We start from the raw sequence: 23,883 nt of genomic DNA, 5'->3' as shown, positions 1-23,883 counted from the left end.
GTCTTCGGCCGCCGAAACAGTCCACGAAACCCACGTTGCCCTCCGTCATCTGTGACGGAGGGCAACGTGGTCGTTCAGGCGAAACGGCTCGCGATTGGGCGATCCGGTCGTCGGCCTTACTGTCTCGGCGATCGAAGAGCTGGAATCAACGCCAATCTTCCGGCGGATCGGTCTCGTCGTGCTCGATGGTCACGGACTCCGAACGATCGTCAGCCGCAGCCTTTTTCGCTGCTTCACGCATCTCGATTCCGTCGGACACCCAGTCACCGATCTCGCGCGTCACGTCTCGAACAGCCCCGGCGATGATCATCGCGATGGAGCCCACGTGGTTGGCTGCACTTTCGGTCAGTTCCTGGACCGTGTCCTTGCGGCGTTCGAATTTCCCGACCATCAGTGTGTGCCTCTCAGGCTGCAGTTCGCTGGCGCTCGACGATAACACCGGGAGGCGTCTTCGACTTGACCAAACCGGGCGGAAGAGCGAGCTTGAAGATCTTGCCCCATACCGAACCGATCTGCTTGAAGAACCCACCGGTGTTGTACGGCAAACCGTACTTCCCACACAATTCTTTCACCTGGGGAGCGAGTTCCGGATAACGATGCGCAGGCAGGTCCGGGAACAGGTGGTGCTCGATCTGGTGCGAGAGGTTGCCGGACATGATGTGGAAGAGCGGGCTTCCCTCGATGTTGGCGCTGCCGAGCATCTGACGCACGTACCACTGACCACGAGTCTCGTCGGCCGTCTCGTCCTCGGTGAAGCTCTGTACGCCGGTGGGGAAATGGCCACAGAAGATGATCGAGTACGTCCACACGTTTCGGACCAGGTTGGCGGTGACGTTCCCCGCGAGAGTGGTCACGAACAGCGGCCCCGTCAGAACCGGGAAGATGACGTAGTCCTTGAGGACCTGCTTGCCCGCCTTGTTCCACCAGCCCTTCAGAAGCGGCTTGACGTCGTGCCACTTGCGTTTGCCCTGGATGACGTTCTCGATCTCGAGATCGTGCATCATCACACCCCACTCGAAGAGCATCATCAAGGCAAAGGCCCAGACCGGATTACCGAGGTAATAGGGGTTCCACTTCTGCGCGTCGTCGATACGCAGGATGCCGTATCCGATGTCACGGTCTTTGCCGAGAATATTGGTGTACGTGTGATGCATGTAGTTGTGCGAGTGGCGCCACTGGTCGGCCGGGCACACCGTATCCCATTCGAAGACTTCGGAATTGAGCCCGGGTTCCCGCATCCAGTCATATTGACCGTGCATGACGTTGTGGCCGATCTCCATGTTGTCGAGAATCTTCGACACACTCAGCGCACCGACTGCCGCGAGCCACACCGGCGGCAGGAATCCGAGGTACATCAAGCCGCGACCTGCGACCTCGAACCCGCGCTGAGCCTTGATGATCTTGTAGATGTACTCCCGGTCTTCGGCCCCAAGCGAAGCGACGGTGCGATCACGCAAGGCGTCCAACTCGCGGCCGATCTCCTCGACCTGCTCGTACGTCAGGACGACGGGAGCGTCGTCCTTCGCATCGGAACCGTTGCCGAGGAACGGGAGGGTGGGAAGTGAAAGTCCAAACATGTCGGTCTCCAGACAGTCGTGTGGAAAATGGGACTTCAGATGTCGACGGTGACGTCGCCGACGGGAGCGCTGACGCACAGCTGGATCTTCTTGTCCGGCTCGTCGTCTGTCTCACCGGTGCGCACGTTTCGGGTACGACCCGCCTTCTTGACGGAGGTGCAGGAGAAGCAGATTCCCATCCGGCATCCGTATTCGGGATTGAGGCCCGCAGCTTCTGCTTGTTCGAGAAGTGTTTCGCCGGAGTTCTCGGCCGCCACCCCACTTTTGGTGAATGACACCTCGCCGCCGGCCTCACCCGGCTCGGCCACCGCCGGCGCGAACTCCTCGGTATTGAGCAAGTGCTCGACGTCGAGCTCACGGAACACCTCACGCACTCCCCGCATCAGACCGGGAGGCCCGCAGAGATAAGCCTGGGCGTCGATCGTGTCCGGATCGGCGATCCACGGAGCCACGGCGTCGAGGTGCCCGCGATCGAAGAAACCTTCGAGGTCACCTCCACCGCTTTCGGTGTACACGAGTACCAGTTTCACGTTCGGGTTCTGCTCGGCGATGGTCTTCAGCGCGCGCGTGTATGCCACGTCGGCATCGGTGTTCGCGTAATGCACGAACACGATCTCGCCCGAGTGCTCCTCCTCCACCAGCGTCCGAAGCATCGACATGACCGGGGTGATTCCACTGCCGCCACTGATCAACAACACCCGACGCGGGCGGTCGACGGGAAGGGAGAACACACCGTCTGCCTGCGAGAGGCTGACAACGAGTCCAGGCGCCGCGTTGGCGTACAGATACTGCGACACCAGGCCACCGGGATGCGCTTTCACGGTGAGCTCGATCAGCCCGCTGCGCGTAGACGCGCCGCCGGCCGGCGAGTAGCAGCGAGTGTGACGAACACCGTCGATCACCACGCCCAACTGCACGAACTGGCCCGCCTGAAAACCGCGCCACTGGCGAGTCGGGCGCAGCGTCAGAGTGACGGAGTCAGCGGTCGGATGGTCGACGGCGACAACCTGCGCGCGGATGTCACGAACGGTCGCCATCGGGTTGACCAACTCGAGGTACCGATCGATCTGATGTGGAGCAGCCATGGCTTCGATCAGTCCCACCAAGGACAGTCCGCGCCGAGGTGTGGACTTCGGTGTCGTGTTCTCAGGAGCAGATGCGATTGTCATGACCCTCCTCGTACTTCGATTGCCGGGTGTATCGATTGCTGGGCTAGCTTCCCCCGACGGCGTGAATTCAGTGTACAAATGTTCACCGAAGATAGTGTGACAGGTGCACACAAGTACATGTCAACAAGAATGTGATCCGAGTTACACGAGTTGCCGAAAGGAGCCGGAATGCCTGTACCTACACTCGACGTCGTGACGAAGGCCGGACCGGTGAACCCAGAGCGCAGGGAACCCGACAACAGGGAACCGGAAAGTCGTGCCGCAAAGAAGGAACGCACACGCCAAGCGCTCCTGGACACTGCCATGGACCTCTCGGCCGATCGCGGCTTCGCCGGAATCAGCTTGCGAGAGGTAGCCAGGGAAGCCGGGATCGTTCCGACGGCGTTCTACCGCCACTTCGCTTCACTGGAGGACGTCGGTGTCGTCCTCGTCGAAGAGAGCATGCGCATGTTGCGCCAGATGCTGCGCGACGCAAGGCGTAATCCCAGCACCAAGGACGCCGCTACGTCACTGGGCATCCTTGTGCGACAAGTGCATACACACGAGCGACAGTTTCGGTTCCTCTGCCGCGAACGCTACAGCGGCGTCAGTGAGGTACGACGTGCGATAGCCACTGAAATGCGGTTGTTCGTCAGCGAACTGACCATCGACCTCTCCAGAATTGCCGGACTGGAAAGCTGGTCGTCGGACGATCTGGAAATGGCTGCCGACCTGATCGTCTCGACGATGTTCAGCGCTGTCGTCGAACTGCTGGACGCCGGGACTGCCGGGTATCGCGACGAAGCCGCCGTCATCACACGAGCCGAGAAGCAACTGCGAGTCATCATGCTCGGAATGGCCACCTGGAATCCACCTCGAAACTGACCTCGGGTTCACCTTTTCGACGTACGGTGAGAGTCATGTCTTCCACGAGTACATACGAAATCCCCGTTGGCGACCTCACCTTCGACGTACTGATCTCGGGCCCGGACGACGGCATTCCGCTGGTAGCGCTGCACGGCTTCCCGGAGAGCGCCGCATCCTGGGGCAAGGTCACACCACTGCTCACCGCGGCGGGATACCGTGTGATCGCACCGAATCAGCGCGGATACTCCGCCGGCGCGCGCCCCGAAGGGGTGGATGCCTACAAGATCGAGCATCTGGTAGCCGACGTCGTCGGATTGCTCGACGCACTCGGCCTGTCCGACGCGCATCTGGTCGGCCACGACTGGGGTTCGGCGGTCGCCTGGCAGGTCGCCGGTCGCCATCCGAACCGGATCCGCAGCCTGACAGCCATCTCGGTCCCCCACCCCACCGCCTTCGGTTGGGCACTCCGCGAGGACGAGGACCAGAAGCAACGCTCGTCGTACATCGGACTTCTCCGACAGGAGGGCAAAGCCGAGGAAGTGTTGTCGGAGGACAACTTCCGCCGGCTGCGCGCCATGTTCGACGGCCAGATCGATCCTGAATTCGCCGACGAGCACATTCGTGTCCTGAGCGGGGAGGGCGCGCTCACCGGCGCCTTGAACTGGTACCGCGCGATGACTCGCGACTTCGGCGACATCGATCGCACCACCGTGCCGACCACGTATGTCTGGAGCACCGGCGACACAGCGCTCGGCCGCGCAGGCGCAGAACGCTGTGGTGAATTCGTGGACGCTCCCTACGAGTTCGTCGTGCTCGACGGCGGAAGTCACTGGATTCCGGAAGAGCGAGCCGAAGAGTTGGCCGAGGCAATCCTCGCACGTGCAGGATCCTGATCGTCGCGACGAATTCGGCTCTATGTATGTTGTCATACATAGAGCCGAATTGATTCCACCACCAGGAGTTCTGCGATGACCGAGACCGTTGCACCACCCCATCCGTTCGACACCGCTGTCGGATTGACGCCACTCACGGCCGGCTTGTCGACCGGCGAAACCAATCCGGCGTACAACAACATGGTCGGGCCGTTCGGCGGCGTCACCGCTGCCACATTGGTCGAATCTGTACTGAAGCACCCCGAACGCCTCGGCGATCCGCTGTCGTTGACCGTCAACTTTGCCGGTCCGATCTCCGAGGGCGCCTTCGAGATCTCCGCCCGGCCGGTGCGTACCAACCGCTCGACGCAGCACTGGTCCATCGAACTGTCTCAGGACGGAACCGTCGCCACTACCGCGACGGCTGTGTTCGGTACCAGGCGTGAAACCTGGTCGTCTACCGAGATCACGATGCCGGAAGTTCCGTCGGCCGAAAACGTTGCGCTGCTGCCGTTCCCCGAGTTCATCGCCTGGGCACAGAACTACGAGATGCGCTTTGTCGAAGGTGCGATCCCCGATCTGGAGTCGGGCGAGCACCCCGACTCGACCACGACGCTCTGGGTGCGAGATCAGCCGGCACGCGCTCTCGACTTCACGTCGCTGACCGCACTGTGTGATGTCTTCTTCCCACGAGTCTTCTTGCGCCGAGGCAAGATGGCTCCGGCCGGAACGGTCTCGATGACCATCTACTTCCACGCCGACGCTCAGACGCTGACCGCACAGGCAGACAATTCCGTGCTGGGAACGGCGCGGACCCAACGGTTCGGAAACGGATACTTCGATCAGTCGGCCGAAATTTGGGGCAGTGACGGCGCATTGCTCGCTACGACACACCAGTTGGTCTACTTCAAGGATTGACGGGGATCGCACTGTCCCCTTCCGGCGCCTTCACCATCGACAATGCGGCAAGGCCGACGCCGAGAACCACCAGCAGTCCGATGATGCCGGCACGGTCTGCACCGAAGAGCCAAGCGAACAGGCCGAACAGTGTCGGCGCCAAGAACGACACTGCTCGGCCTGTGGTCGCATACAGGCCGAACATCTGACCTTCACGCCCAGGCGGGGTGATGCGTGCCAAGAAGGTTCGTGCCGAAGACTGAGCGGGCCCGACGAACAGGCAGAGGGCGAGACCGAAGATCCAGAACATCACCGGCCCGGACACCGCGATCAATATCGCGCCGACCACGATCATCGACGCCAGCGAGACGGTGATGACCTGTTTGGGTCCGATCCGATCGTCGAAGCGTCCGGCCACCAATGCACCGATTGCGGAAATCACGTTGGCGGCAACACCGAACAGCAGGACGTCGGCCGCACTGATTCCGTAGACGTTGACAGCCAACACGGCTCCGAAGGTGAACACACCCGCCAGACCGTCACGAAAGAGTGCGCTCGCGATCAGGTACCAGATCGTGCGCCTGTCGACGTTCCAGAGTTCGCGCAGATCGCGCCACAACACCCGATAGGAGTCGAGGAACCCGGCCTTGGACGCTCCCGGATCGACCGCGGGGCTGGGCAACTCGGGAACCTTGAAGAACACCGGAATCGCGAAGACCGCGAACCACACTGCAGCCAGCAGTGCCACCATCCGGATGTTCATGCCGCCGTCGGTGGTCAATCCCAGGAATCCCCGAGTGTCGCCGTCGCCGACGATGAACCCGAAGTAGCACAGCAACAGCAGCACGATTCCGCCGAAATATCCCATGGCCCAGCCGAAGCCGGAGACTCGTCCCAGATTCTCCGGTGTCGACACCTGCCGCATCATGGCGTTGTACGGAACGCCGGCCAGTTCGAAAATCACCGAACCGATTGCGAGCAGAACCAATCCGAGCCACAGGTAGCGGTAGTTGTCTTCGACGAAATAGAGACCCGCCATCGAGAGCACGGTGATGCCGGTGAGTATCGCGAGCGAGAGTTTGCGTTTACCCGACGCATCGAAACGCTGTCCGGTGATCGGGGCGAGTATCGCGATGAAGAAGCCGGCGATCCCGAGAGCCCAACTGAGCCACGTAGTTGCCGAAATCGTGCCGGGCAGGTCGTCGCCGACCGCGTCGGTGAGATAGACCGAGAAGACGAACGTGAGGATCACGGCATTGAATGCTGCCGATCCCCAATCCCACAGCCCCCACGCGAACACTTGACTCTTCGTGGCCGCACCACCGATGCCTGCGGGTGGCTCGGCCTGCATGCTCGTGGACTCGGCGCTCATACGGCGAAGCCTAACTGCGCGCGGGCGACTCGGCGCCTCTCTCCGAAGTCGACATACAAAACCTTCTATGCACCCAAGTTAGTACGCACTTAGTTGCATACGCACCTGAGTGCATAGATACTTTTTCCATGGCACTCGAACATGCGTTGCTCGTCTCCCTGTCCGAACAGGATGCGTCGGGATACGACCTCACACGCCGGTTCGACAAGTCGATCGGCTTCTTCCACAGCGCGACGCACCAGCAGATCTACCGAGTCCTCAAGCGAATGGACGAGGCAGGCTGGGTGGAGGTGGAGGCCATCGCGCAGGACGGCCGCCCGGACAAGAAGATGTACCGCGTCAGCGATGCCGGCCGCGCCGAACTGACCCGATGGATCGCCGAGCCGTCCGAACCGAACCACCTGCGCAACGAGTTGGCCATCAAGATCAGGGCCGCAGCGCACGCCGATCTCCCCGCTCTACGACGCGAAGTCGCTCGCCACCGCGACGGCCACGCCGCCCGCCTCGACGTCTACCGACTCATCGAAAAGCGTGACTTCCCTAATCCAGCAGCACTTTCCGGCTCTTCACTGCACCAGTACCTGGTACTTCGCGGCGGTATCCGCGTCGAAGAAGGATTCACCGACTGGTGCCAGGAAGTTCTGGACGCATTGCCCACTGGCGAGTACGCCATCGAAGACACTGGCGAGTACGCCACGGAAGGACATCTTCAGTCATGACGGATACACAGTTCCCCCGCCTGCTGGAACCGCTCGACCTCGGATTCACGACGCTGAAGAACCGCGTCGTCATGGGATCGATCCACACCGGCCTCGAAGATCGCGCGAAGGACACCGACCGCTTGGCCGAGTACTTCGCCGAACGTGCCCGTGGCGGAGTCGGCTTGATCATCACCGGCGGCTACGCGCCCAACCGCACCGGTTGGCTCTTGCCCTTCGGTGCCAAGCTGACCAACCGCATCGAAGCGCGCCGTCACCGCCGGATCACCAAGGCGGTTCACGACGCGGGCGGAAAGATCGCCATGCAGATCCTGCACGCCGGCCGCTACAGCTACCAGCCTTTCAGTGTCTCCGCGTCGTCGATCAAGGCGCCCATCAACCCGTTCCGTCCGCGCAAGCTGACCGGCCGTGGGGTGCGTTGGCAGATCCGCAACTACGTTCGCTGCGCGCGCCTGGCCAAGTCCGCGGGTTACGACGGCGTCGAAATCATGGGCGGTGAGGGCTACTTCATCAACCAGTTCCTCTGCGAGCGCACGAACAAGCGCACCGACCAGTGGGGCGGCAGTTCCGAGAACCGTCGACGCATGGCAGTCGAAATCGTGCGACGCACACGCAAGGCTGTCGGCCCGAACTTCATCATCGTGTTCCGGCTGTCGATGGCAGATCTGGTCGAGGGCGGTCAGACCTGGGATGAAATCGTCTCACTGGCAAAGGAAGTCGAAGCCGCCGGCGCCACGATCATCAACACCGACATCGGGTGGCACGAGTCACGGGTGCCCACCATCGTCACCTCGGTTCCCCGAGCAGCCTTTGTCGACATCACCGGCAAACTCGAGAAGCACGTCGACATTCCGGTAGCCGCCTCGAATCGGATCAACATGCCCGAGACTGCCGAAGAGATCCTCAACCGCGGTGACGCACAATTGATTTCGATGGCCAGGCCGATGCTCGCCGATCCCGACTGGGTGAACAAAGCAGAACGTGGAGCGTCCGACGAGATCAACACGTGCATTGCCTGCAACCAGGCCTGCCTCGACCACGCCTTCGTTCACAAGCAGGTCTCCTGCCTGCTCAACCCGCGCGCGGGCCGCGAAACCACACTGATCCTCTCCCCCACTCGGCGGACCAAGAACCTCGCCGTCGTCGGTGCCGGTCCTGCCGGACTTTCCGCAGCACTCAATCTTGCTCAGCGTGGTCATTCGGTCACGTTGTTCGAGGCTTCGGACAAGATCGGCGGACAGTTCGGGATCGCACAGCTCATTCCGGGTAAGGAAGAGTTCGCCGAAACCATTCGCTACTACACCCGCATGCTGGACGTGGCCGGAGTGACGGTCAAGCTCGAAACCCGCGTCGCACCGGCAGATCTCATCGGATCCTTCGACGAAGTGGTGGTTGCCACCGGCGTGACACCGCGCGTTCCCAAGATCCCCGGCATCGAGAACTCGAAGGTGCTGACCTACGCCGAGGTCGTCCGAGAGGGCAAGCCCGTCGGCAAGTCCGTCGCCGTCATCGGCGCCGGCGGCATCGGCGTCGACGTGAGCGAATTCCTCACGCACCCCACTTCCCCCACTCTTCATCTCAAGGAGTGGAAGCAGGAATGGGGCGTCACCGAACCCGAAATGGCCCCGGGCGCTCTAACCACTCCGGTACCGGAGCTCTCCGAGCGGGAGGTCTACCTCCTCCAACGCAAGCCAGGACGCATCGGCGCCGGCCTCGCGAAGACCACCGGCTGGGTCCATCGGGCGGCCCTCAAGAACAAGGGCGTCCACGAGCTCTCGGGCGTCAACTACGAGCGCATCGACGACGCCGGCCTGCACATCACCTTCGGTGAGAAGCACGAGAAGCCCCGACTTCTCGAGGTCGACACCATCGTCATCTGCGCCGGGCAGGAGTCGGTTCGCGATCTCGTGGACGAACTGACCGTCGCGGGCGTGGTGACCCACATCATCGGCGGCGCCGACGTGGCAGGAGAACTCGACGCCAAGCGTGCCATCGAACAGGGCACACGACTGGCCGCGAAGATCTGACCGGCTACGCTGACTGATCGTGAGCCTGCCGACACCCACAACCACAGCCCGCGCCGTAGTGACCGGCGCCTCCTCCGGCATCGGAGAGGCACTGGCCGCTGATCTGGCATCACGCGGACATTCCCTGATCCTCGTTGCCCGTCGTGGCGAGGTCATGGAGGTCCTCGCCGAGAAGCTTCGCGCCGCGCACGGCGTCGAGGTGGAGGTCCGTGCATCGGACCTCTCCGACAGCGCGGCGCGTGCCGTTCTGGTCGAGGAACTCGGTGGCCGCGACATCAGCATCCTGTGCAACAACGCCGGTATCGCCACCTTCGGGCCGATCGCCGAGCTGGACCCGGCATACGAGCGCGACCAGGTCGAGCTCAACGCCGTTGCAGTGCACGATCTCACGCTGGCCGTGCTGCCCGGCATGCTCGCACGCAAGTCCGGAGCCATCCTGATGGTCGGGTCCGCGGCCGGAAACATGCCGATCCCCAACAACGCGACGTACGCCGCCACGAAGGCGTTCGTGAACACCTTCGCGGAATCGTTGCGAGGTGAACTCAAGGGCACCGGAGTGAACGTCACCCTGCTCGCCCCAGGCCCAGTACGCACCGAAACCCCGGACCCGGCCGAAGCGTCGATCGTCGACAAGCTCGTCCCGGACTTCTTCTGGATCTCGAGCGAGTACACCGCCAAGGTCTCGCTCGACGGCCTGGCCGAGAACAAGATGCGCGTCGTACCGGGCATCTTGAGCAAGGCGATGTCCGTCGCGGGCGGCTACAGCCCGCGTGCCGTCGTTGCGCCCATCGTGGGCACGTTCTACAAGAAGCTCGGCGGCTGATTCACGCAAACTTCTCAGAGCAGGCCATAGCAGACCATATAGTCGGTTAATGGCGATGCGAAGAACACTGGCAGTCGGGGCAATCCTTCTTTTGACCGGAGGGTTGCCCTTACTGCTGCCCACGGCAGCGAATGCATGTTCGTGCGCATCATCGGCTACCCCGGAAGAAGCCGTGAGCGTCTCCAGCACCGTTTTCCTCGGGACTCCGACGGAGAAAACTTCGGACGGGTTCGAGGACACCTACCTGTTCGACGTCAGCCGGGTCTACAAAGGCGATCTGGCATCGGTGACGTCGGTGGGGACACTCGCGAACGGGAACGGTTGTGGCACAAGCTACGTGCTCGGCACCGAGCAGCTGATGTTCGTTTCTGCGCCGTACGACGTCGACGCCGAGCACGAGGGGCACAGCTGCGGGCCGGCTACCGAAACCGGGTTCGACATCCAAGCGGCGGTCGAGTCCGTGTACGGCGCCGGTTACGCCCCGAGCGCCGGCGGAACTCCGTCCGTTGGTGTGTCCGCCGACAGATCGGCGGTCATCGGCGGAGGCGCCGCGGTGGCATTGCTCGCGGTGCTCGGTTGGTTCGGATGGAAGCGCCGGCGAGCACAGTGATTCGACAGGCACAGTGATTCGAGCCCCGTCAGGGCCGCGTCAACCTCGTTCGGCGGCGCGTCAAGTAAGCGTCAAGAACCGCCCCACCGGTGATCTTCGGGAGTAGATCTGAAGGTAGCCCGCAACACGGCGGGTCACCTTCAGGAGATCGACGTGACGCTACTCGAAATCTTCCCCTCCCTACGCGGCGCAATGACACCGCGTATGGATCCTGCGTTGTGGCCCATCAGTACTCGCCACGACCACAGCGGGCGTGTCTGCATCGGCGACGTCTCCCTCGAAGAGATCGCGGACCAGTACGGCACACCGACGTACGTCGTCGACGAGGCGGACGTGCGGCACCGCTGCCGCACGTATCGAGAGATCTTCCCCGACTCGGAGATCGTGTACGCCGGCAAGGCACTGATGATTCGAGCGATGGCTACCTGGGTCTCCGACGAGGGACTCGGGGTGGATGTCTGTTCCGCCGGTGAACTCGCCGTCGCGCTCGCCGCGGGCGTGGACCCCCACCGAATCATCCTGCACGGCAATGCCAAATCGGTTTCCGAACTGAGGGCGGCGGTCAACGCGGGTGTGGGCCGGATCGTCCTCGACTCCCCCAGCGAAGCGGTACGGCTCGCGTCGGTGTGTACCCACCGACAGAAGGTGTTGATCAGAGTCACACCCGGCATCGACATACACGGACACAAGGCAGTGTCCACAGGCATCTTGGACCAAAAGTTCGGCCTACCAGCGTTTTCCGAAGAACTGGAACGTACGGTATCCGTCGTCGCCAACGCGGCGCACCTGCAACTCATCGGCCTGCATTGCCATCTCGGCTCCCAGATCACCGATCCCGAACTCTTCCGCCCCGCGATCGAGACGATGATCGCACAGATGGACGACATACGACGCACGCATCGAATCATCCTCACCGAACTCGATCTCGGCGGTGGCCATGGGATCGCATACATGCCGGGAGACGCCCAACTGGATCTGACCCGCCTCGCTCACGTCATCGACGAAACTCTCGACGACGCGTGCACCCGAAACCGCTTCCCTCGCCCCGAAATCGTGCTCGAGCCTGGCCGAGCGATCGCCGCGCGCGCCGGAGTCACGCTATATCGCGTACAGAACATCAAGTCGATCAGCGGCGGTCGAACCTTCGTTTCCGTCGACGGTGGGATGAGCGACAACCCTCGGGTGTCGTTGTACGACAGCCACTACGACGTCGAACTGGTGAACCGGCATTCGAGCGCACCGCTCCAGGAAGTCACCGTCGCCGGGCGGCACTGCGAATCGGGCGACGAAATCGCCGTCGGAGCAAGGCTTCCCGCCGACCTACATGAAGGTGACGTGTTGGCAGTGCCGTGTACGGGCGCATACCACCACAGCATGGCCTCCACCTACAACAGCGTCGGCCGGCCGCCGGTCGTCGCTGTGCTGGGCGGGATTGCGCGGCCGTTGATCAGGCGTGAATCGATCAACGACCTATTGGCCCGCGAGGTCGGCATCTGACCTCGCGGGCGCCTAAGCCTCAGCGCTTGCGACGGCTACCGGTACCGAAGATGTTTCGCGAAATCTCCCGCCCTGCAGCCGAAGCCGCAGAACGCAGGAAGCTCTTCACGGCCGAGTTACCCAAGATCTGCTCGGCGATGTTGGGGCCCTCAGGTTCGGCCGGCGGCGGTGGCGGCAGATCGGGCAGCGACGGAAGATCCACGGACTGATCCGCCGTCGGAGCACCGGCCACCTTCGCCGTCAGCTTCTCGTACGCCGACTCGCGGTCGATGGTCTGGCCGTACTTCTGATTCAGCGGACTCGACGACGCTGCCGCCTTGATCGCGTCGTTGCCGATGGTGTCCATCAGCGACCTCGGAGGACGAATCTTGGTCCAGGCCACCGGCGTCGGCGCACCCTTTTCCGAAAGCACGGTCACGATGGCTTCACCGATGCCGAGTGAAGTCAGTGCCTTTTCCAGGTCGTAGTGCTCGGTCTTCGGGTAGGTACGAACGGTCTTGTTGAGCGCCTTCTGATCGTCGGGCGTGAATGCGCGTAGGGCGTGCTGGACGCGCGCGCCCAACTGTGACAGCACCGAATTGGGAATGTCGGTCGGAAGTTGCGTGCAGAAGAACACGCCGACGCCCTTGGAGCGAATCAGCTTGACCGTCTGTTCGACCTGCTGCAGGAAGGCCTTCGACGCGTCCGCGAACAGAAGGTGCGCCTCGTCGAAGATGAACACCAGCTTCGGCTTGTCCAGATCTCCCTCTTCGGGCAGCGTCTGGAACAGGTCCGCGAGCACCCACATCAGGAAGGTGGAGAACATTGCCGGACGCGCGGCCTGGGCACCGAGTTCGAACAGCGTGATCACACCGGCACCGCCGACGACACGCAGCAGGTCCTCGGTTTCGAGTTCCGGTTCGCCGAAGAAGGTGTCACCGCCGTCGGCTTCGAGGTTGACCAACGCGCGCAGAATCACTCCCGCCGTCGCGGAGGAAACTCCGCCGATACCCTTCAGATCCGCCTTGCCCTCAGCGCTCGTCAGGTGGGCGATGACCGAACGCAGATCCTTGAGGTCCAGCAGGGCCAGGCCCTGAGTGTCGGCCCAGTGGAAGATCAGTCCGAGAGTCGATTCCTGGGTCTCGTTGAGGCCCAACACTTTGCTGAGCAGGATCGGCCCGAAACTGGTGATGGTCGCGCGCACCGGGATACCGATTCCGTCCGTTCCCAACGACAAGAACTCGACTGGCATCCCAGCGGGAGTCCACGAATCGTCGCCCGTCTCGACTGCGCGAGCCTTCATCTTCTCGCTCGGATCCCCCGCCTTCGACAGACCCGAGAGGTCGCCCTTGACGTCGGCCATCACTACCGGCACACCCGCGGCGGACAGCTGCTCGGCGATGCCCTGCAACGTCTTGGTCTTGCCGGTACCCGTCGCACCGGCAATCAGACCGTGACGGTTGATCGTCGCCAATGGAATCCGCACCCGCGCGGTGGGATCTGCCACTCCGTCGATCACCACCGAGCCGAGCTCGAGTGCCCGCCCCTCGGATGAATAGCCCGCCGCGATTTCAGCTGCAGCACCGGACGGCGCCTGAGCAGCGGGGGTGGCGGGGGTGGCTCCGGCCGATGCTTCGGCCTCAGCGGCAGCCGCTTCCTTCTCGGCTTCCTCAGCTGCCGCAGCGGCTTCAGCTGCAATCCGAGCGGCTTCGGCAGCGGCAGCCTTGGCAGCTTTCGCCTTCTCCGCCGGCGTCAGCGGCGCGGCTCCTTCCTTCGGATCCACGGTCATCGAAAAGCCCTCCTCGTTGCAATGCGGCGCAGTTCTTGTCATCACCCGAACGCCGTCTTACACACGTCGAGTTTCCACCGCAGACCTTATCCCGCGCCCGCGCGCACTACTGTGTTCCTGGTGCAGGACAAATTGGTATGGATCGATTGTGAAATGACCGGGCTGCGACTCGAGTCGGACAAACTCATCGAGATTGCGGCTCTGGTGACCGACAGCGACTTGAACATCTTGGGCGAAGGTGTGGACATCGTCATCCACGCCGACGACGACGCATTGGCTGCAATGCCCGACGTCGTGAAGAAGATGCATGCGAAGTCGGGACTGACCGAAGAGGTTCGTAAGTCGACGGTCACCCTCGCCGAGGCGGAGAAAGAGGTGCTCGCGTACATCCGCAAGCACGTTCCCGTCGCCGGTACGGCTCCCCTGGCAGGTAATTCCATCGCCACCGACCGCGGATTCATCTCGCGTGACATGACGGCGCTGGACACATACCTGCACTACCGGATGATCGATGTCAGCTCCATCAAGGAACTCTCCCGCCGCTGGTACCCGCGAATCTACTTCGGCCAGCCCGAAAAAGGTCTCGCCCACCGGGCACTCGCCGACATCAAGGAATCCATCCGCGAACTCAAGTACTACCGCGGCACTGCATTCGTCGCGGCGCCCGGACCGTCGAGCGCGGAGATCGCAGCCGTCGTAGAGGGCTTGGGTCCCGCCTGACCTGCCGATTGGCTTCCTGACCGACTTTCGCGCTAGTATCTCTTTCGTCAAAGCAGCCGGGTCAAACCGGTGGCCGAGGCAATGGTGGGCGTAGTTCAGTTGGTAGAGCACCAGGTTGTGATCCTGGCTGTCGCGGGTTCGAGTCCCGTCGCTCACCCAAGCGGAACCCCCGAAGATGTCGAAAGACATTTTCGGGGGTTCTTTTGGTTTGTGCGCCGGCCCGAATCTCCCCTTCCACAGCCGGGTGGGGTGGCGACCGCGACAAATCGCCCGCTCCCGAGTAACCCGTGCCCGGGCCGAGCGAACGTACCTCTCGTCGCCTCAGATAGACCGAAAGCCACTTTCGCTCACATGGGGGTAGCTGGAAATCGCCGCAAATGGCCCAGCCGTCGATCACTCGGGCGACGGTTGCGGCTCCCAGACACCTGCGACGGTCCCCTCGCGAACGTGTCGCTCGTATGCCGAAACCTTGTCGTGGATGACGGTCAGGTTGTCCTGCAGCGCAGAGATCCTGGATCGAATCAACACCTCATGCTTTTGTAGAAGTGAAAGCCGTTCCTTCTCGTTTCCCGGCCCTGACCTGACGAGTGCGGCGAATTCGCGAATCGTTGCTATCGGCATACCCGAGTCTCGGAATCGATTGCACAGCTTCAACCAAGCGACATCGTTTTCGGCGTAGACCCGACGCCCACCTGCCGAGCGCGCAACCTCGTGAACGAGCAATTCCTCACGTTCGAAGTATCGAAGGGAATCGATGCTGATTCCGGTCTCGACAGCTACGTCACCGATTGATAGTTCACGCATTGCCCGTCTACCTTTCCTTGACCTGGAGTGCACTCCAGATTTTACGGTCGCGGCCATGAATTCCATTCAGCGCAAAATCAACACCGGATTCTCCCGAATCTCCACTGCCGACGACGTACTTGCCGGACAAGATTTAACCGGCACAACTGCATTGGTCACTGGCGGGTACTCCGGACTCGGATACGAGATTTCGCGGTCACTTTCTTCGGTCGGCGCGCGAGTTGTAGTTCTTGCCCGCCGACCAGAACAGGCACGGAGCGCGGTGGCCGACCTTCCGGGTATCGAAGTGCGAGCGTGCGACCTGTCGGACCCGAGCAGTGTCAGATCGTGTGCGCGAGAAATTCTCGAATCCCGGATCACCCCGGACATCATCATCTGCAATGCGGGGGTCATGGCCTGCCCGGAACTCCGTGTCGGCTCGGGCTGGGAATCGCAATTCGCGATCAATCACCTCGGGCACTTTGTACTGGTGAACCTGCTTGTGCCAGCCATACCCGCAAACGGTTCTCGCGTAGTCGCTGTCTCGTCGGCGGGACATTTTCTGTCGGGAGTGCGTTGGGATGACATACATTTCCGCAACGGTTACGACCGCTGGCTTGCGTACGGTCAAGCCAAGACTGCAAATGCTCTATTCGCTGTACAGCTGGCGAGCGCCGGTGCTTCACGCGGTATCACTGCGTTCTCCGTCCATCCCGGGAGCATCCTCACTCCCCTTCAACGTCACTTCTCTGCATCGGAGAAACACGATCTCGGATGGACGACGTCGAATGGCGACGCCGTGCCGGGATTCAAGACTCCCTCCCAGGGCGCCGCTACAACGGTGTTGGCAGCGACGGCACCGATACTCGCCGATCACTCCGGCGCGTACCTCCAGGACTGCAACATCGCGGACGTCGCGCAGACTGATGACATGAGCGTCGGCGGCGTGAAGCCTTGGGCTACCGATCGCGACGACGCACGCAGATTGTGGGCACTGTCCGCTGAAATGACCGGAGTGGACGCCTTCGGTCGACGCTGACGCCGAGCGAACGTACCTCCCGTCGCCTCAGATAGACCAAGAGGCACTTTCGCTCACAAAAGGAATACTGATGCAGAAATGCCCCCAACCGGACGGTCGGGGGCATTCTGACGTTCAGTGCTTCAGGGACGCACTCAGACGTCCGCGTTGCCGGTCTTCCAGACGCTCCAGGGAATGTTCCAGTCACCGAGGCCGTCGGTGCCGGAGAGCGTTCCGCCGACGGTGTTCTTGACGACGACGATGTCCCCACGCTTGGTGTTGTCGTAGACCCACTTGGCGTTGGACGGGCTCAGGTTGAGGCAGCCGTGACTGGTGTTGGAGTAGCCCTGCTGCCCGACCGACCACGGCGCCGAGTGGAAGAAGATACCGCTGTAGGACATTCGGGTCGCCCAGTCGACGGGGGTCTTGTAACCCTGCGCCGAGGTGACCGGGACGCCGTACGTGGACGAGTCCATGATCATGTTCGCGAAGCGGTCGCCGATGATGTAGACGCCGTTGTCGGTGGGAGTGCTGTCCTTGCCCATGGAGGTGGGCATGGTCATGACGGTCTCACCGTTGACCTGGAAAGTGACCTGCTTGGTGTTGTCGTCCGCCGTGGCGATGACGGCATCACCGATGGTGAAGGAACTCTTCGCGTCTTCCTGCCCGAAGACTCCCTTGCCGAGATTGCGCCCGTACACGTTGACGCTCACGTCGACCTTGGTGCCGGGTGCCCAGTAGTTCTCCGGACGCCAACGGACCTCACGATTGTTGACCCAGTAGAACGCACCTTCGACGGTCGGAGTCGTGGTGACGGTGATCGCGGCTTCGGCAGCCTTGCGATCGGGGATGTTCTCGTCGAACTGCACCGCGATGGGCTGACCGATGCCGACCACGTCGCCCTCGTTCGGCAAGACATACGGCTTGGTGACGTTGCCGGGCGCGCTGGTGGTGAAGGACGTGACCGTCGTACTGGCGCCGCCCAATCCGAATGCGCGGGCTTCGATTTTGTACTTGCGGTTGTAGCCGAGCGGTTCGGTGGTCGTCCACGACGCACCGTCGGCAGCAATCGCGCCGGCAACTGCCTTGCCGTCCTGATTGACCATCGTCACGTCGGACAGGGCGCCGTCAGCGACGTTGATCTTGACCGGGTCGCCCGGCGAGAAGCCGACAGCGCCGTCGGCGGCGGTCGAGGTGAGCTTCGGCTTGATGAGTTCGGTGAGCGGATTGGAATCGATCGGCGCCGATCCCTCGGTGCTGACGTCCTTGCCACCCGACGTGCACGCGGTGACCAGAACGAGCGCACCGAGAGACACCGCGATCATCGCCGCACTCTTCGACACTCGACCGTTCCCCCCGCGCACGGACAGACCCCACCTTTGACGACTCATCGTTCGACTCCGCTTCACAATTTCTCCGACTAACTTCCGCATCACATGCGAATCCCACTTACCGGAAGGCAAGTGGGACTTGCGGTATGACTGCGCTGCACCAATGATGCCAGGCGCGCTCGTTACCAACGGTCATGAAGGGCCACGCCGTCAGTAACGTTCAAGTATCAATCGCTCCGAACCGTCCGTTTTGTTACCGCTTTCAGCGGATTTCCTCCGATTGGACTACGGCAGCGAGGCCGCCACCTGGCGATTTGCTCCCGAACCGGCGATTCGGCTAATGTTCTGTCTCGCAAGAGCGAGCGCCTATAGCTCAGTTGGTAGAGCAAGTGACTCTTAATCACTGGGTCCGGGGTTCGAGTCCCTGTGGGCGCACTTGCAAAGGTCCCCACCTTCTTCGGAAGGTGGGGATTTTTCTTTGTGGCTTGGTGGACAGGTCGTGGTGAATAGACTTCACAGTTACCGGAACCACGGCCTGGAGGTCTGATGACTGAGCGCGAATTCACGCCCGGCGGCGAACTGGCATTTGCCGGGGTGGCAGGTCAGGCAGCTCTGATCCGGTCCGGAGCTTTGTCCGCCCGCGAACTCACCGAGACCACACTTCGCCGTATCGAGCGCCTCGATTCGACGCTCAACGCATTTGCACGAGTTCTCGCGGACGAAGCACTCGACGAGGCGACACGGCTCGATCAACGTCAGGCCGACGGCAAAACCCTGGGCCCACTGCACGGAGTCCCGATTGCAATCAAGGACGAGAACGACGTCGCCGGAACGCCGACGACGTACGGCGGTGCGGCAGCAACGCGCATCGCATCGGCCGATTCAGAGGTTGTCCGCAGGTTGCGCGAAGCGGGTGCGGTGATCGTCGGCAAGACGACGATGCCCGAGTTCGGCATCTGGCCCTTCACCGAGACTGCCGCAAACGGATACACGAGAAACCCTTGGGACACCGGCATATCCACCGGCGGATCGAGCGGAGGATCTGCGTCGGCCGTCGCGTCGGGAATGGTCGCGGCGGCAATAGGCGGCGACGGCGGCGGTTCCATACGATTGCCTTCGGCGTTCTGCGGGTTGTTCGGGCTCAAGCCGCAACGCGGTCGGGTGAGCACCGCGCCGAACCGAAACCTCTGGCGCGCACTCGGCACACTCGGGCCTCTCACTCGTTCGGTCGAGGACAGCGCGCTCGTATACGACGCAATCACCGGTACCACCGAGATCGACGACTACACAGCCGAAACGCTCCGAACCAGCTTTGCCGACGCGGCCGTCTCGGCACCCGGGCCGCTTCGCATCGCGGTGTCCACCCGGAGTCCGGTCCGGGGCGTCCGCCCGTCAGCGGAGATCGTTGCCGCGGTGCTCTCGATCGCAGAGATGTTGAGCGCGTTGGGACATCACGTCGAAGAACACGATCCCGAGTACCCGGACGCCACTGCCGCTTTTCTCCCGCAGGTACTCGGCGGTGTCCGCGACGAAGCGCTTCGTGTCGATCATCCAGCGCTTCTCGAGAAGCGCACGCGAGCGCTCGCCTCGATCGGCCGGATAGCTGCACCCGCGCGCGTCGGCAAATTCGCCTACCGCAAAGGTCAGCGAATTGCAGCGACGGTCAACCAGGTCTTCGACACCTTCGACCTTGTCCTGATGCCGACGACGCCCGCGCTGCCACGCCCGATCGGACAACTCGAAGGAACCGGCCTTCTGTCCGCAGTCCGCAAGGCGTTGCCGATCGCCGCCTACTGTTCTATCTGGAATGTCTGCGGCAACCCGGCGGCCGCGGTACCCGCCGGCTTCTCCGAACATGGACTCCCCCTGAGCGTCCAACTGGTTGCGCGAAGCGGTGGCGAATCGGCGATTCTCGCCGTCGCACAGCAGTTGGAAAGCACCGTCCGCTGGCCGGATTCACGCCCGCCACACTCGTGAATTCCGGAAGCGATGTAACCATCGTCACCACGATGAACACGCGTTTTGCAAACTCCTGAGCCTGTCGGCTAATGTTCTGTCTCGCAAGAGCGAGCGCCTATAGCTCAGTTGGTAGAGCAAGTGACTCTTAATCACTGGGTCCGGGGTTCGAGTCCCTGTGGGCGCACTTGCAAGAAGGCCCCCACCTCACCAGGTGGGGGCCTTCTTCATGTTCTGCCTTCGAAAACTCGGGTCAGCGAATGATCTTCCGGACCACGAGTAGTCCCACCACGGAACCAACTGCGATCAGCGCGTACTTCACTGCCGGCTCGTTGAGCTTGGCGAGCACCGTCTTCTTGGTGTTCTCGACCAGCCGCTTCGGGTTGGTGCGGACCGTCAGTTCGTCGAGTGTGCTCGCGAGCTGGTTACGCGCCTTCTCGATCTCGCGTTCGATGCTCTCGGTGTCCCTGGGCACGTGTCCTCCAACTTGTCTGTGTTCTGCTGCTCTGTGTGCGGGTCTGCTGTGCGGACGCAGCGCGCCGACACTTCGCTCTACCGTAGAGGAGCAGAATGCCCTCGCGCCCACCTGCCGCGCAATTTCTCGACTAACCTCGATTCCCGTGACCGAGAACAGTAGATTGTCCGCCGGCGACGTCGCGCCGGATTTCACGCTCCCAGACGCCGACGGCAACGAGGTTTCGCTTCACGATTACCGCGGCCGCAAGGTCATCGTGTACTTCTACCCCGCGGCCAGCACCCCGGGGTGCACCAAGCAGGCCTGCGACTTCCGCGACAGCCTCGCCGAATTGAACGGCGCCGGGCTGGAGGTCGTCGGAATCTCGCCGGACAAGCCAGCAAAACTCGCGAAGTTCCGCGATACCGAAGAGCTGACCTTCCCGCTGCTCTCCGACCCCGAGAAGGCGACGCTCGAAGCCTGGGGCGCATTCGGAGAGAAGAAGATGTACGGCAAGACGGTCCAGGGCGTCATCCGCTCGACGTTCCTCGTCGACGAGGAAGGCAAGATCGAGGTGGCCCAGTACAACGTCCGGGCCACCGGCCACGTCGCCAAGCTACGACGCGATCTATCCGTCTAACTCCCGTACCTGCTCAAGAACAGCGCCTCCGCGAAAGCGAGATTCTCGGTCTCCGACGGGTCGACGCTTTCGTCAGGTGCATGAATGCGGCACTGCGGTTCCTCGACGCCGATCAACGCGATCTCCGCGTCGGGGAACTGCTCGGCCAACGCACTGCACAGCGGAATCGATCCCCCTTGGCCGGCAAACCCCACTTCGCGGCCGTAGGCATCGGTCAGCGCAGACTTCAGCTGCGCGAATCCCGTTCCTTCCGTCGAGGACGAGAACGGTGATCCCGTCGATTCCGGTACGACCTCGATGTGGACGCCCCACGGCGCCGCTGCGCGGAGGTGGTCAGTCAACAACTTCTGTGCCTGCGCCGGATCCGTGCCAGGCGGGACACGAAGATTCAGGCGTGCGGATGCACGGGGCGTGATTGCCGCCGCAGAACCCACGACCGGCGGGCAGTCGATACCCAGGATGGTCAGCGCCGGACGAGCCCACACCTGCTCGGCGACCGAACCGGAACCAGTCAGCTGTACCCCTTCGAGTACCCCGGCGTCGGAGCGGAACTGATCGCCGTCGTAACTGACTCCCTCCCACTCCTGGTCGTTGGTCAAGCCTTCGACAGTGGTGTTTCCGGCGCCGTCGTGCAGCGTCGAGAGAATGTGCACCAGCGCGGTGATCGCATCGGGTGCCGGTCCACCGAAGACACCGGAGTGAATCTCACCCTCGAGCGTCGACACGTGGACCACCACGTTGGCGATCCCGCGCAGTGATGTCGTGATCGTCGGCTCCCCCACCTCGGTGTTGCCGGTATCGGCGATCAGGATCATGTCGGCCGCAAAAAGTTCGGGCCGCTCTCGCACCAGATCCTCGAGACCGCCAGTGCCCATCTCCTCGGATCCTTCGGCGACGATCGTCAGATGTGCGCTCGGATCCACACCGGCAGCGGCGAGCGCTCGCAGAGCTGTCAGATGCATGACGACGTTGCCCTTGCAGTCGGAAGCGCCGCGTCCGTACCACCGTCCACCCCGCTCGGTGAGTGTGAAAGGCGGCGAGCCCCAGAGCTCTTCGTTTCCCGGCGGCTGAACGTCGTAGTGGCAGTACAGCAGAACGGTCGGAGCACCGTCTGGACCTGGTCGACGACCGACGACGGCGGCCGAGCCGTCGGGGGTCTCGATCGCCTCGATATCGGCGAAACCCTGATCGCGGAATGCCTCCAGGACCCAATGTGCCGCGGCTGCGCATTCTTCCGGCGGGTACTGCCGTGCATCTGCGACGGACTTCATCGCCACAAGTGCACTCAGATCCTCATGGGCACGCGGCATGAGTTCACGTACCGCGGTTCGCAGTTCTTCCGTCATCGTCTCCCTCTCCTCGGCATCGAACCTCGGTGTGCCCGAAGAATCTCAGTGTGCCCGAATCGGGCGTAGGGAGTCGGCAGGATCGCCGTTGCGCCACACCGCGCAGCAACCTCTTCAGCTACTGGACAGGTGGTCACCTAGTATCGAGGTGTGGCAACAGCATCGGGACTCGTGTGCGCGCACCTGCGCGGTGCGTTTCGACCGATCACGACCGCCGAAGTAGGTGGCCGATGACACCGGATAATGCACAAGTCCCAAATTCGACAGAAAACACCGATAGCCTGGAAGACGTGCAGCCCACGACTCGTAACCGCGCGCGGCGACGAGTCGACCCAGCACTGGAGAATCCTCAGAGCCTCGAAGAACCGCAGGAACTGCTGCCGCGCAAGCGTCCGACGCAAGAGCGCAGCCAGCGTAAATTCGACGCACTCCTGGCAGCGTCACGGGAACTCCTCACCGATGTCGGTTTCGAATCGTTCACCTGCGAAGAGGTCGCGGCACGTGCTGACGTCCCGATCGGGACGCTCTACCAATTCTTCGCGAACAAGTACGTCATCGTGTGCGAATTGAACCGCCAGGACCTCGTCGGGGTCCAGCACGAGCTTGCGCAGTTCGGCGGCGAAGTACCCTCGCTCGACTGGTTGCGGTTCCTGAACAGTTTCGTCGATCACATGGCCGGACTGTGGACGTCCGATCCATCGCGCCGCGAGGTCTGGCTGGCGATGCAGTCGACGCCGTCCACGCGGGCCACCGGAGTCATTCACGAAAAGCAATTCGCCGAGACCGTAGCGAAAATGCTCGGTCCGTTGACGCCTCGTACGCGGCGAGATCGTCGCCTGATGATGGCGGAAGTTCTTGTCCACGTGGTGTATTCGATGCTCAATTTCTCGGTTCAGGACGGTCAGTCGCATGCCGACGCCGTCGCCGAACTGAAAAGGTTGATGATCGCGTATCTCCTCGTCGCCGAGAAGGAATCCCGCACGAAGGACTAGTCGAACGACAAAGAGCCGGTCTCCCCTTGGGAGACCGGCTCTTTCGTGTCCGGCAGTGCTACTCCGGGTCGGATTCGATGACCGCGAAAGCGCCCGCCATGTCCCCGTCGTGGGTGAGCGAGATATGAATTTTCACTCCGGTGAGGTGTTTGGCCACGTCACCGCGAAGCCGGATGCCCGGGCGACCCCAGGCGTCCGAGATGACCTCGATCTGATTGTGGATCATCTCCCCCAGCACCGGCGGGCTGGCGAAGAGAGCAGTTGACCATGCCTTGATCACTGCTTCCTTCGCTGCCCACCGGGCGGCGAAATGTCGTGCCGGTTCGGAGCTCCGGGTAGCGGCGTCTCGACGCTCGCCCGGTGTGAAGTTGTCGAGCATTGCCGTTCCCGGCCTGTTCAATTGCTCGGCGAACTCCGACACCGTCACGAGGTCGAAGCCGATACCCAGAACTCCCATACCGTGATT

General features: G+C 62.5%; 23 protein-coding genes and 3 tRNA genes. 16 read left to right on the top strand and 10 right to left on the bottom strand.

What is annotated here, in order from left to right:
- Positions 1-145: 145 nt before the first annotated feature.
- Genes H351_RS13785 through H351_RS13775 form a run of 3 tightly spaced genes read right to left on the bottom strand, consistent with a single transcriptional unit; the run spans position 146 to position 2,746 of the window.
- Positions 146-391: a hypothetical protein gene (locus H351_RS13785; RefSeq protein ID WP_019749125.1), complete on the bottom strand. Its 246-nt coding sequence runs from the start codon at positions 389-391 to the stop codon at positions 146-148.
- Between the two features lie 13 nt (positions 392-404).
- The gene (locus H351_RS13780; protein WP_020908255.1) at positions 405-1,577 is read right to left on the bottom strand and encodes a fatty acid desaturase family protein; all 1,173 of its coding nucleotides are present in this window, start codon (positions 1,575-1,577) and stop codon (positions 405-407) included.
- Between the two features lie 35 nt (positions 1,578-1,612).
- On the bottom strand, positions 1,613-2,746 hold the full coding sequence (locus H351_RS13775; RefSeq protein ID WP_020970014.1) for a ferredoxin reductase: 1,134 nt from the start codon (positions 2,744-2,746) through the stop codon (positions 1,613-1,615).
- 168 nt (positions 2,747-2,914) lie between these two features.
- On the opposite strand from H351_RS13775, the gene H351_RS13770 reads away from it, so the two are divergent.
- The 3 genes from H351_RS13770 (at position 2,915) to H351_RS13760 (ending at position 5,382) form a co-directional block, all read left to right on the top strand.
- Positions 2,915-3,610 carry a TetR family transcriptional regulator gene (locus tag H351_RS13770; RefSeq protein WP_003945327.1) on the top strand — a complete coding sequence of 232 codons (696 nt, stop codon included), beginning with the start codon at positions 2,915-2,917 and terminating at the stop codon, positions 3,608-3,610.
- Positions 3,611-3,645: 35 nt separating this feature from the next.
- A complete protein-coding gene (locus H351_RS13765) occupies positions 3,646-4,485 on the top strand; it encodes an alpha/beta fold hydrolase (RefSeq protein WP_003945355.1) in 840 nt (279 codons plus the stop codon).
- A gap of 75 nt (positions 4,486-4,560) precedes the next feature.
- On the top strand, positions 4,561-5,382 hold the full coding sequence (locus tag H351_RS13760; protein ID WP_029255688.1) for an acyl-CoA thioesterase: 822 nt from the start codon (positions 4,561-4,563) through the stop codon (positions 5,380-5,382).
- Here the strand turns inward: H351_RS13760 and H351_RS13755 are convergent.
- Complete coding sequence (locus H351_RS13755) at positions 5,372-6,733, bottom strand: MFS transporter (RefSeq protein WP_046378786.1); 1,362 nt, start codon at positions 6,731-6,733, stop codon at positions 5,372-5,374. The two genes, H351_RS13760 and H351_RS13755, sit on opposite strands and share 11 nt — an antisense overlap.
- A gap of 128 nt (positions 6,734-6,861) precedes the next feature.
- Here H351_RS13755 and H351_RS13750 point away from each other — a divergent pair, with 128 nt between their 5' ends.
- From H351_RS13750 to lysA, 5 genes are all read left to right on the top strand, one after another.
- Positions 6,862-7,452, top strand: a complete 591-nt coding sequence (locus H351_RS13750) for a PadR family transcriptional regulator (protein ID WP_020970016.1) — start codon at positions 6,862-6,864, stop codon at positions 7,450-7,452.
- Positions 7,449-9,479: an NADPH-dependent 2,4-dienoyl-CoA reductase gene (locus tag H351_RS13745; RefSeq protein WP_021333446.1), complete on the top strand. Its 2,031-nt coding sequence runs from the start codon at positions 7,449-7,451 to the stop codon at positions 9,477-9,479. Before H351_RS13750 ends, H351_RS13745 begins: the two co-directional genes overlap by 4 nt.
- A gap of 19 nt (positions 9,480-9,498) precedes the next feature.
- Complete coding sequence (gene cmrA / locus H351_RS13740) at positions 9,499-10,302, top strand: mycolate reductase (protein WP_019749133.1); 804 nt, start codon at positions 9,499-9,501, stop codon at positions 10,300-10,302.
- Positions 10,303-10,474: 172 nt separating this feature from the next.
- Complete coding sequence (locus tag H351_RS13735) at positions 10,475-10,912, top strand: hypothetical protein (RefSeq protein WP_029255689.1); 438 nt, start codon at positions 10,475-10,477, stop codon at positions 10,910-10,912.
- 153 nt (positions 10,913-11,065) lie between these two features.
- Positions 11,066-12,409, top strand: a complete 1,344-nt coding sequence (gene lysA, locus H351_RS13730; protein ID WP_021333447.1) for a diaminopimelate decarboxylase — start codon at positions 11,066-11,068, stop codon at positions 12,407-12,409.
- 19 nt (positions 12,410-12,428) lie between these two features.
- Here lysA and H351_RS13725 read toward each other — a convergent pair whose 3' ends face one another.
- Entirely contained in the window at positions 12,429-14,177 is a 1,749-nt protein-coding gene (locus H351_RS13725; RefSeq protein ID WP_029255690.1) for a helicase HerA-like domain-containing protein, read from the bottom strand.
- A 120-nt stretch (positions 14,178-14,297) separates the two neighbouring features.
- On the opposite strand from H351_RS13725, the gene orn reads away from it, so the two are divergent.
- Together orn and H351_RS13715 are read left to right on the top strand one after the other, a co-directional pair.
- The gene (gene orn, locus H351_RS13720; RefSeq protein ID WP_024487359.1) at positions 14,298-14,897 is read left to right on the top strand and encodes an oligoribonuclease; all 600 of its coding nucleotides are present in this window, start codon (positions 14,298-14,300) and stop codon (positions 14,895-14,897) included.
- A gap of 84 nt (positions 14,898-14,981) precedes the next feature.
- Positions 14,982-15,054, top strand: a tRNA-His gene (locus H351_RS13715).
- 236 nt (positions 15,055-15,290) lie between these two features.
- Here H351_RS13715 and H351_RS13710 read toward each other — a convergent pair.
- Positions 15,291-15,701 (bottom strand): MerR family transcriptional regulator, encoded by a 411-nt coding sequence (locus H351_RS13710; RefSeq protein WP_019749137.1) that lies wholly within the window; start codon positions 15,699-15,701, stop codon positions 15,291-15,293.
- A 55-nt stretch (positions 15,702-15,756) separates the two neighbouring features.
- Here H351_RS13710 and H351_RS13705 point away from each other — a divergent pair, with 55 nt between their 5' ends.
- Positions 15,757-16,719: an oxidoreductase gene (locus H351_RS13705; protein ID WP_029255691.1), complete on the top strand. Its 963-nt coding sequence runs from the start codon at positions 15,757-15,759 to the stop codon at positions 16,717-16,719.
- 134 nt (positions 16,720-16,853) lie between these two features.
- Here the strand turns inward: H351_RS13705 and H351_RS13700 are convergent, their stop codons facing one another.
- Entirely contained in the window at positions 16,854-18,062 is a 1,209-nt protein-coding gene (locus H351_RS13700) for a L,D-transpeptidase (protein WP_019749139.1), read from the bottom strand.
- Positions 18,063-18,391: 329 nt separating this feature from the next.
- Here H351_RS13700 and H351_RS13695 point away from each other — a divergent pair.
- The 3 genes from H351_RS13695 (at position 18,392) to H351_RS13685 (ending at position 20,172) form a co-directional block, all read left to right on the top strand.
- Positions 18,392-18,464, top strand: a tRNA-Lys gene (locus H351_RS13695).
- A 111-nt stretch (positions 18,465-18,575) separates the two neighbouring features.
- Positions 18,576-20,006 (top strand): amidase, encoded by a 1,431-nt coding sequence (locus H351_RS13690; RefSeq protein WP_029255692.1) that lies wholly within the window; start codon positions 18,576-18,578, stop codon positions 20,004-20,006.
- Between the two features lie 93 nt (positions 20,007-20,099).
- Positions 20,100-20,172 (top strand) — tRNA-Lys (locus tag H351_RS13685).
- A gap of 66 nt (positions 20,173-20,238) precedes the next feature.
- Here the strand turns inward: H351_RS13685 and H351_RS13680 are convergent.
- A complete protein-coding gene (locus H351_RS13680; protein WP_003945299.1) occupies positions 20,239-20,460 on the bottom strand; it encodes a DUF3618 domain-containing protein in 222 nt (73 codons plus the stop codon).
- Positions 20,461-20,605: 145 nt separating this feature from the next.
- Here H351_RS13680 and bcp point away from each other — a divergent pair, with 145 nt between their 5' ends.
- Positions 20,606-21,079: a thioredoxin-dependent thiol peroxidase gene (gene bcp / locus H351_RS13675; protein WP_019749140.1), complete on the top strand. Its 474-nt coding sequence runs from the start codon at positions 20,606-20,608 to the stop codon at positions 21,077-21,079.
- On the opposite strand, the gene H351_RS13670 is transcribed toward bcp, so the two are convergent.
- The gene (locus tag H351_RS13670; RefSeq protein WP_029255693.1) at positions 21,076-22,425 is read right to left on the bottom strand and encodes a dipeptidase; all 1,350 of its coding nucleotides are present in this window, start codon (positions 22,423-22,425) and stop codon (positions 21,076-21,078) included. The two genes, bcp and H351_RS13670, sit on opposite strands and share 4 nt — an antisense overlap.
- 290 nt (positions 22,426-22,715) lie before the next feature.
- Between H351_RS13670 and H351_RS13665 the strand changes: the two genes are divergently transcribed.
- On the top strand, positions 22,716-23,417 hold the full coding sequence (locus H351_RS13665; RefSeq protein WP_019749142.1) for a TetR family transcriptional regulator: 702 nt from the start codon (positions 22,716-22,718) through the stop codon (positions 23,415-23,417).
- A 58-nt stretch (positions 23,418-23,475) separates the two neighbouring features.
- On the opposite strand, the gene acpS is transcribed toward H351_RS13665, so the two are convergent.
- The gene (gene acpS, locus H351_RS13660) at positions 23,476-23,874 is read right to left on the bottom strand and encodes a holo-ACP synthase AcpS (RefSeq protein ID WP_020970027.1); all 399 of its coding nucleotides are present in this window, start codon (positions 23,872-23,874) and stop codon (positions 23,476-23,478) included.
- Positions 23,875-23,883: the final 9 nt, after the last annotated feature.

Source organism: Rhodococcus erythropolis R138, assembly GCF_000696675.2.
Lineage (GTDB): Bacteria > Actinomycetota > Actinomycetes > Mycobacteriales > Mycobacteriaceae > Rhodococcus_F > Rhodococcus_F erythropolis.
Note: the sequence above shows the minus strand (reverse complement) of the source record. Positions and strands in the feature narration are given on the sequence as shown.

Excerpts from the sequence above, each read along its gene's own strand:
- H351_RS13705 (WP_029255691.1), top strand. The coding sequence starts at position 15,757 with ATGAATTCCATTCAGCGCAAAATCAACACCGGATTCTCCCGAATCTCC.
- H351_RS13760 (WP_029255688.1), top strand. The coding sequence starts at position 4,561 with ATGACCGAGACCGTTGCACCACCCCATCCGTTCGACACCGCTGTCGGA.
- H351_RS13745 (WP_021333446.1), top strand. The coding sequence starts at position 7,449 with ATGACGGATACACAGTTCCCCCGCCTGCTGGAACCGCTCGACCTCGGA.
- H351_RS13785 (WP_019749125.1), bottom strand. The coding sequence starts at position 391 with ATGGTCGGGAAATTCGAACGCCGCAAGGACACGGTCCAGGAACTGACC.
- H351_RS13710 (WP_019749137.1), bottom strand. The coding sequence starts at position 15,701 with ATGCGTGAACTATCAATCGGTGACGTAGCTGTCGAGACCGGAATCAGC.
- H351_RS13765 (WP_003945355.1), top strand. The coding sequence starts at position 3,646 with ATGTCTTCCACGAGTACATACGAAATCCCCGTTGGCGACCTCACCTTC.
- H351_RS13690 (WP_029255692.1), top strand. The coding sequence starts at position 18,576 with ATGACTGAGCGCGAATTCACGCCCGGCGGCGAACTGGCATTTGCCGGG.
- acpS (WP_020970027.1), bottom strand. The coding sequence starts at position 23,874 with ATGGGAGTTCTGGGTATCGGCTTCGACCTCGTGACGGTGTCGGAGTTC.
- H351_RS13755 (WP_046378786.1), bottom strand. The coding sequence starts at position 6,733 with ATGAGCGCCGAGTCCACGAGCATGCAGGCCGAGCCACCCGCAGGCATC.
- H351_RS13770 (WP_003945327.1), top strand. The coding sequence starts at position 2,915 with ATGCCTGTACCTACACTCGACGTCGTGACGAAGGCCGGACCGGTGAAC.
- H351_RS13750 (WP_020970016.1), top strand. The coding sequence starts at position 6,862 with ATGGCACTCGAACATGCGTTGCTCGTCTCCCTGTCCGAACAGGATGCG.
- H351_RS13725 (WP_029255690.1), bottom strand. The coding sequence starts at position 14,177 with ATGACCGTGGATCCGAAGGAAGGAGCCGCGCCGCTGACGCCGGCGGAG.
- H351_RS13775 (WP_020970014.1), bottom strand. The coding sequence starts at position 2,746 with ATGACAATCGCATCTGCTCCTGAGAACACGACACCGAAGTCCACACCT.
- H351_RS13670 (WP_029255693.1), bottom strand. The coding sequence starts at position 22,425 with ATGACGGAAGAACTGCGAACCGCGGTACGTGAACTCATGCCGCGTGCC.
- H351_RS13780 (WP_020908255.1), bottom strand. The coding sequence starts at position 1,577 with ATGTTTGGACTTTCACTTCCCACCCTCCCGTTCCTCGGCAACGGTTCC.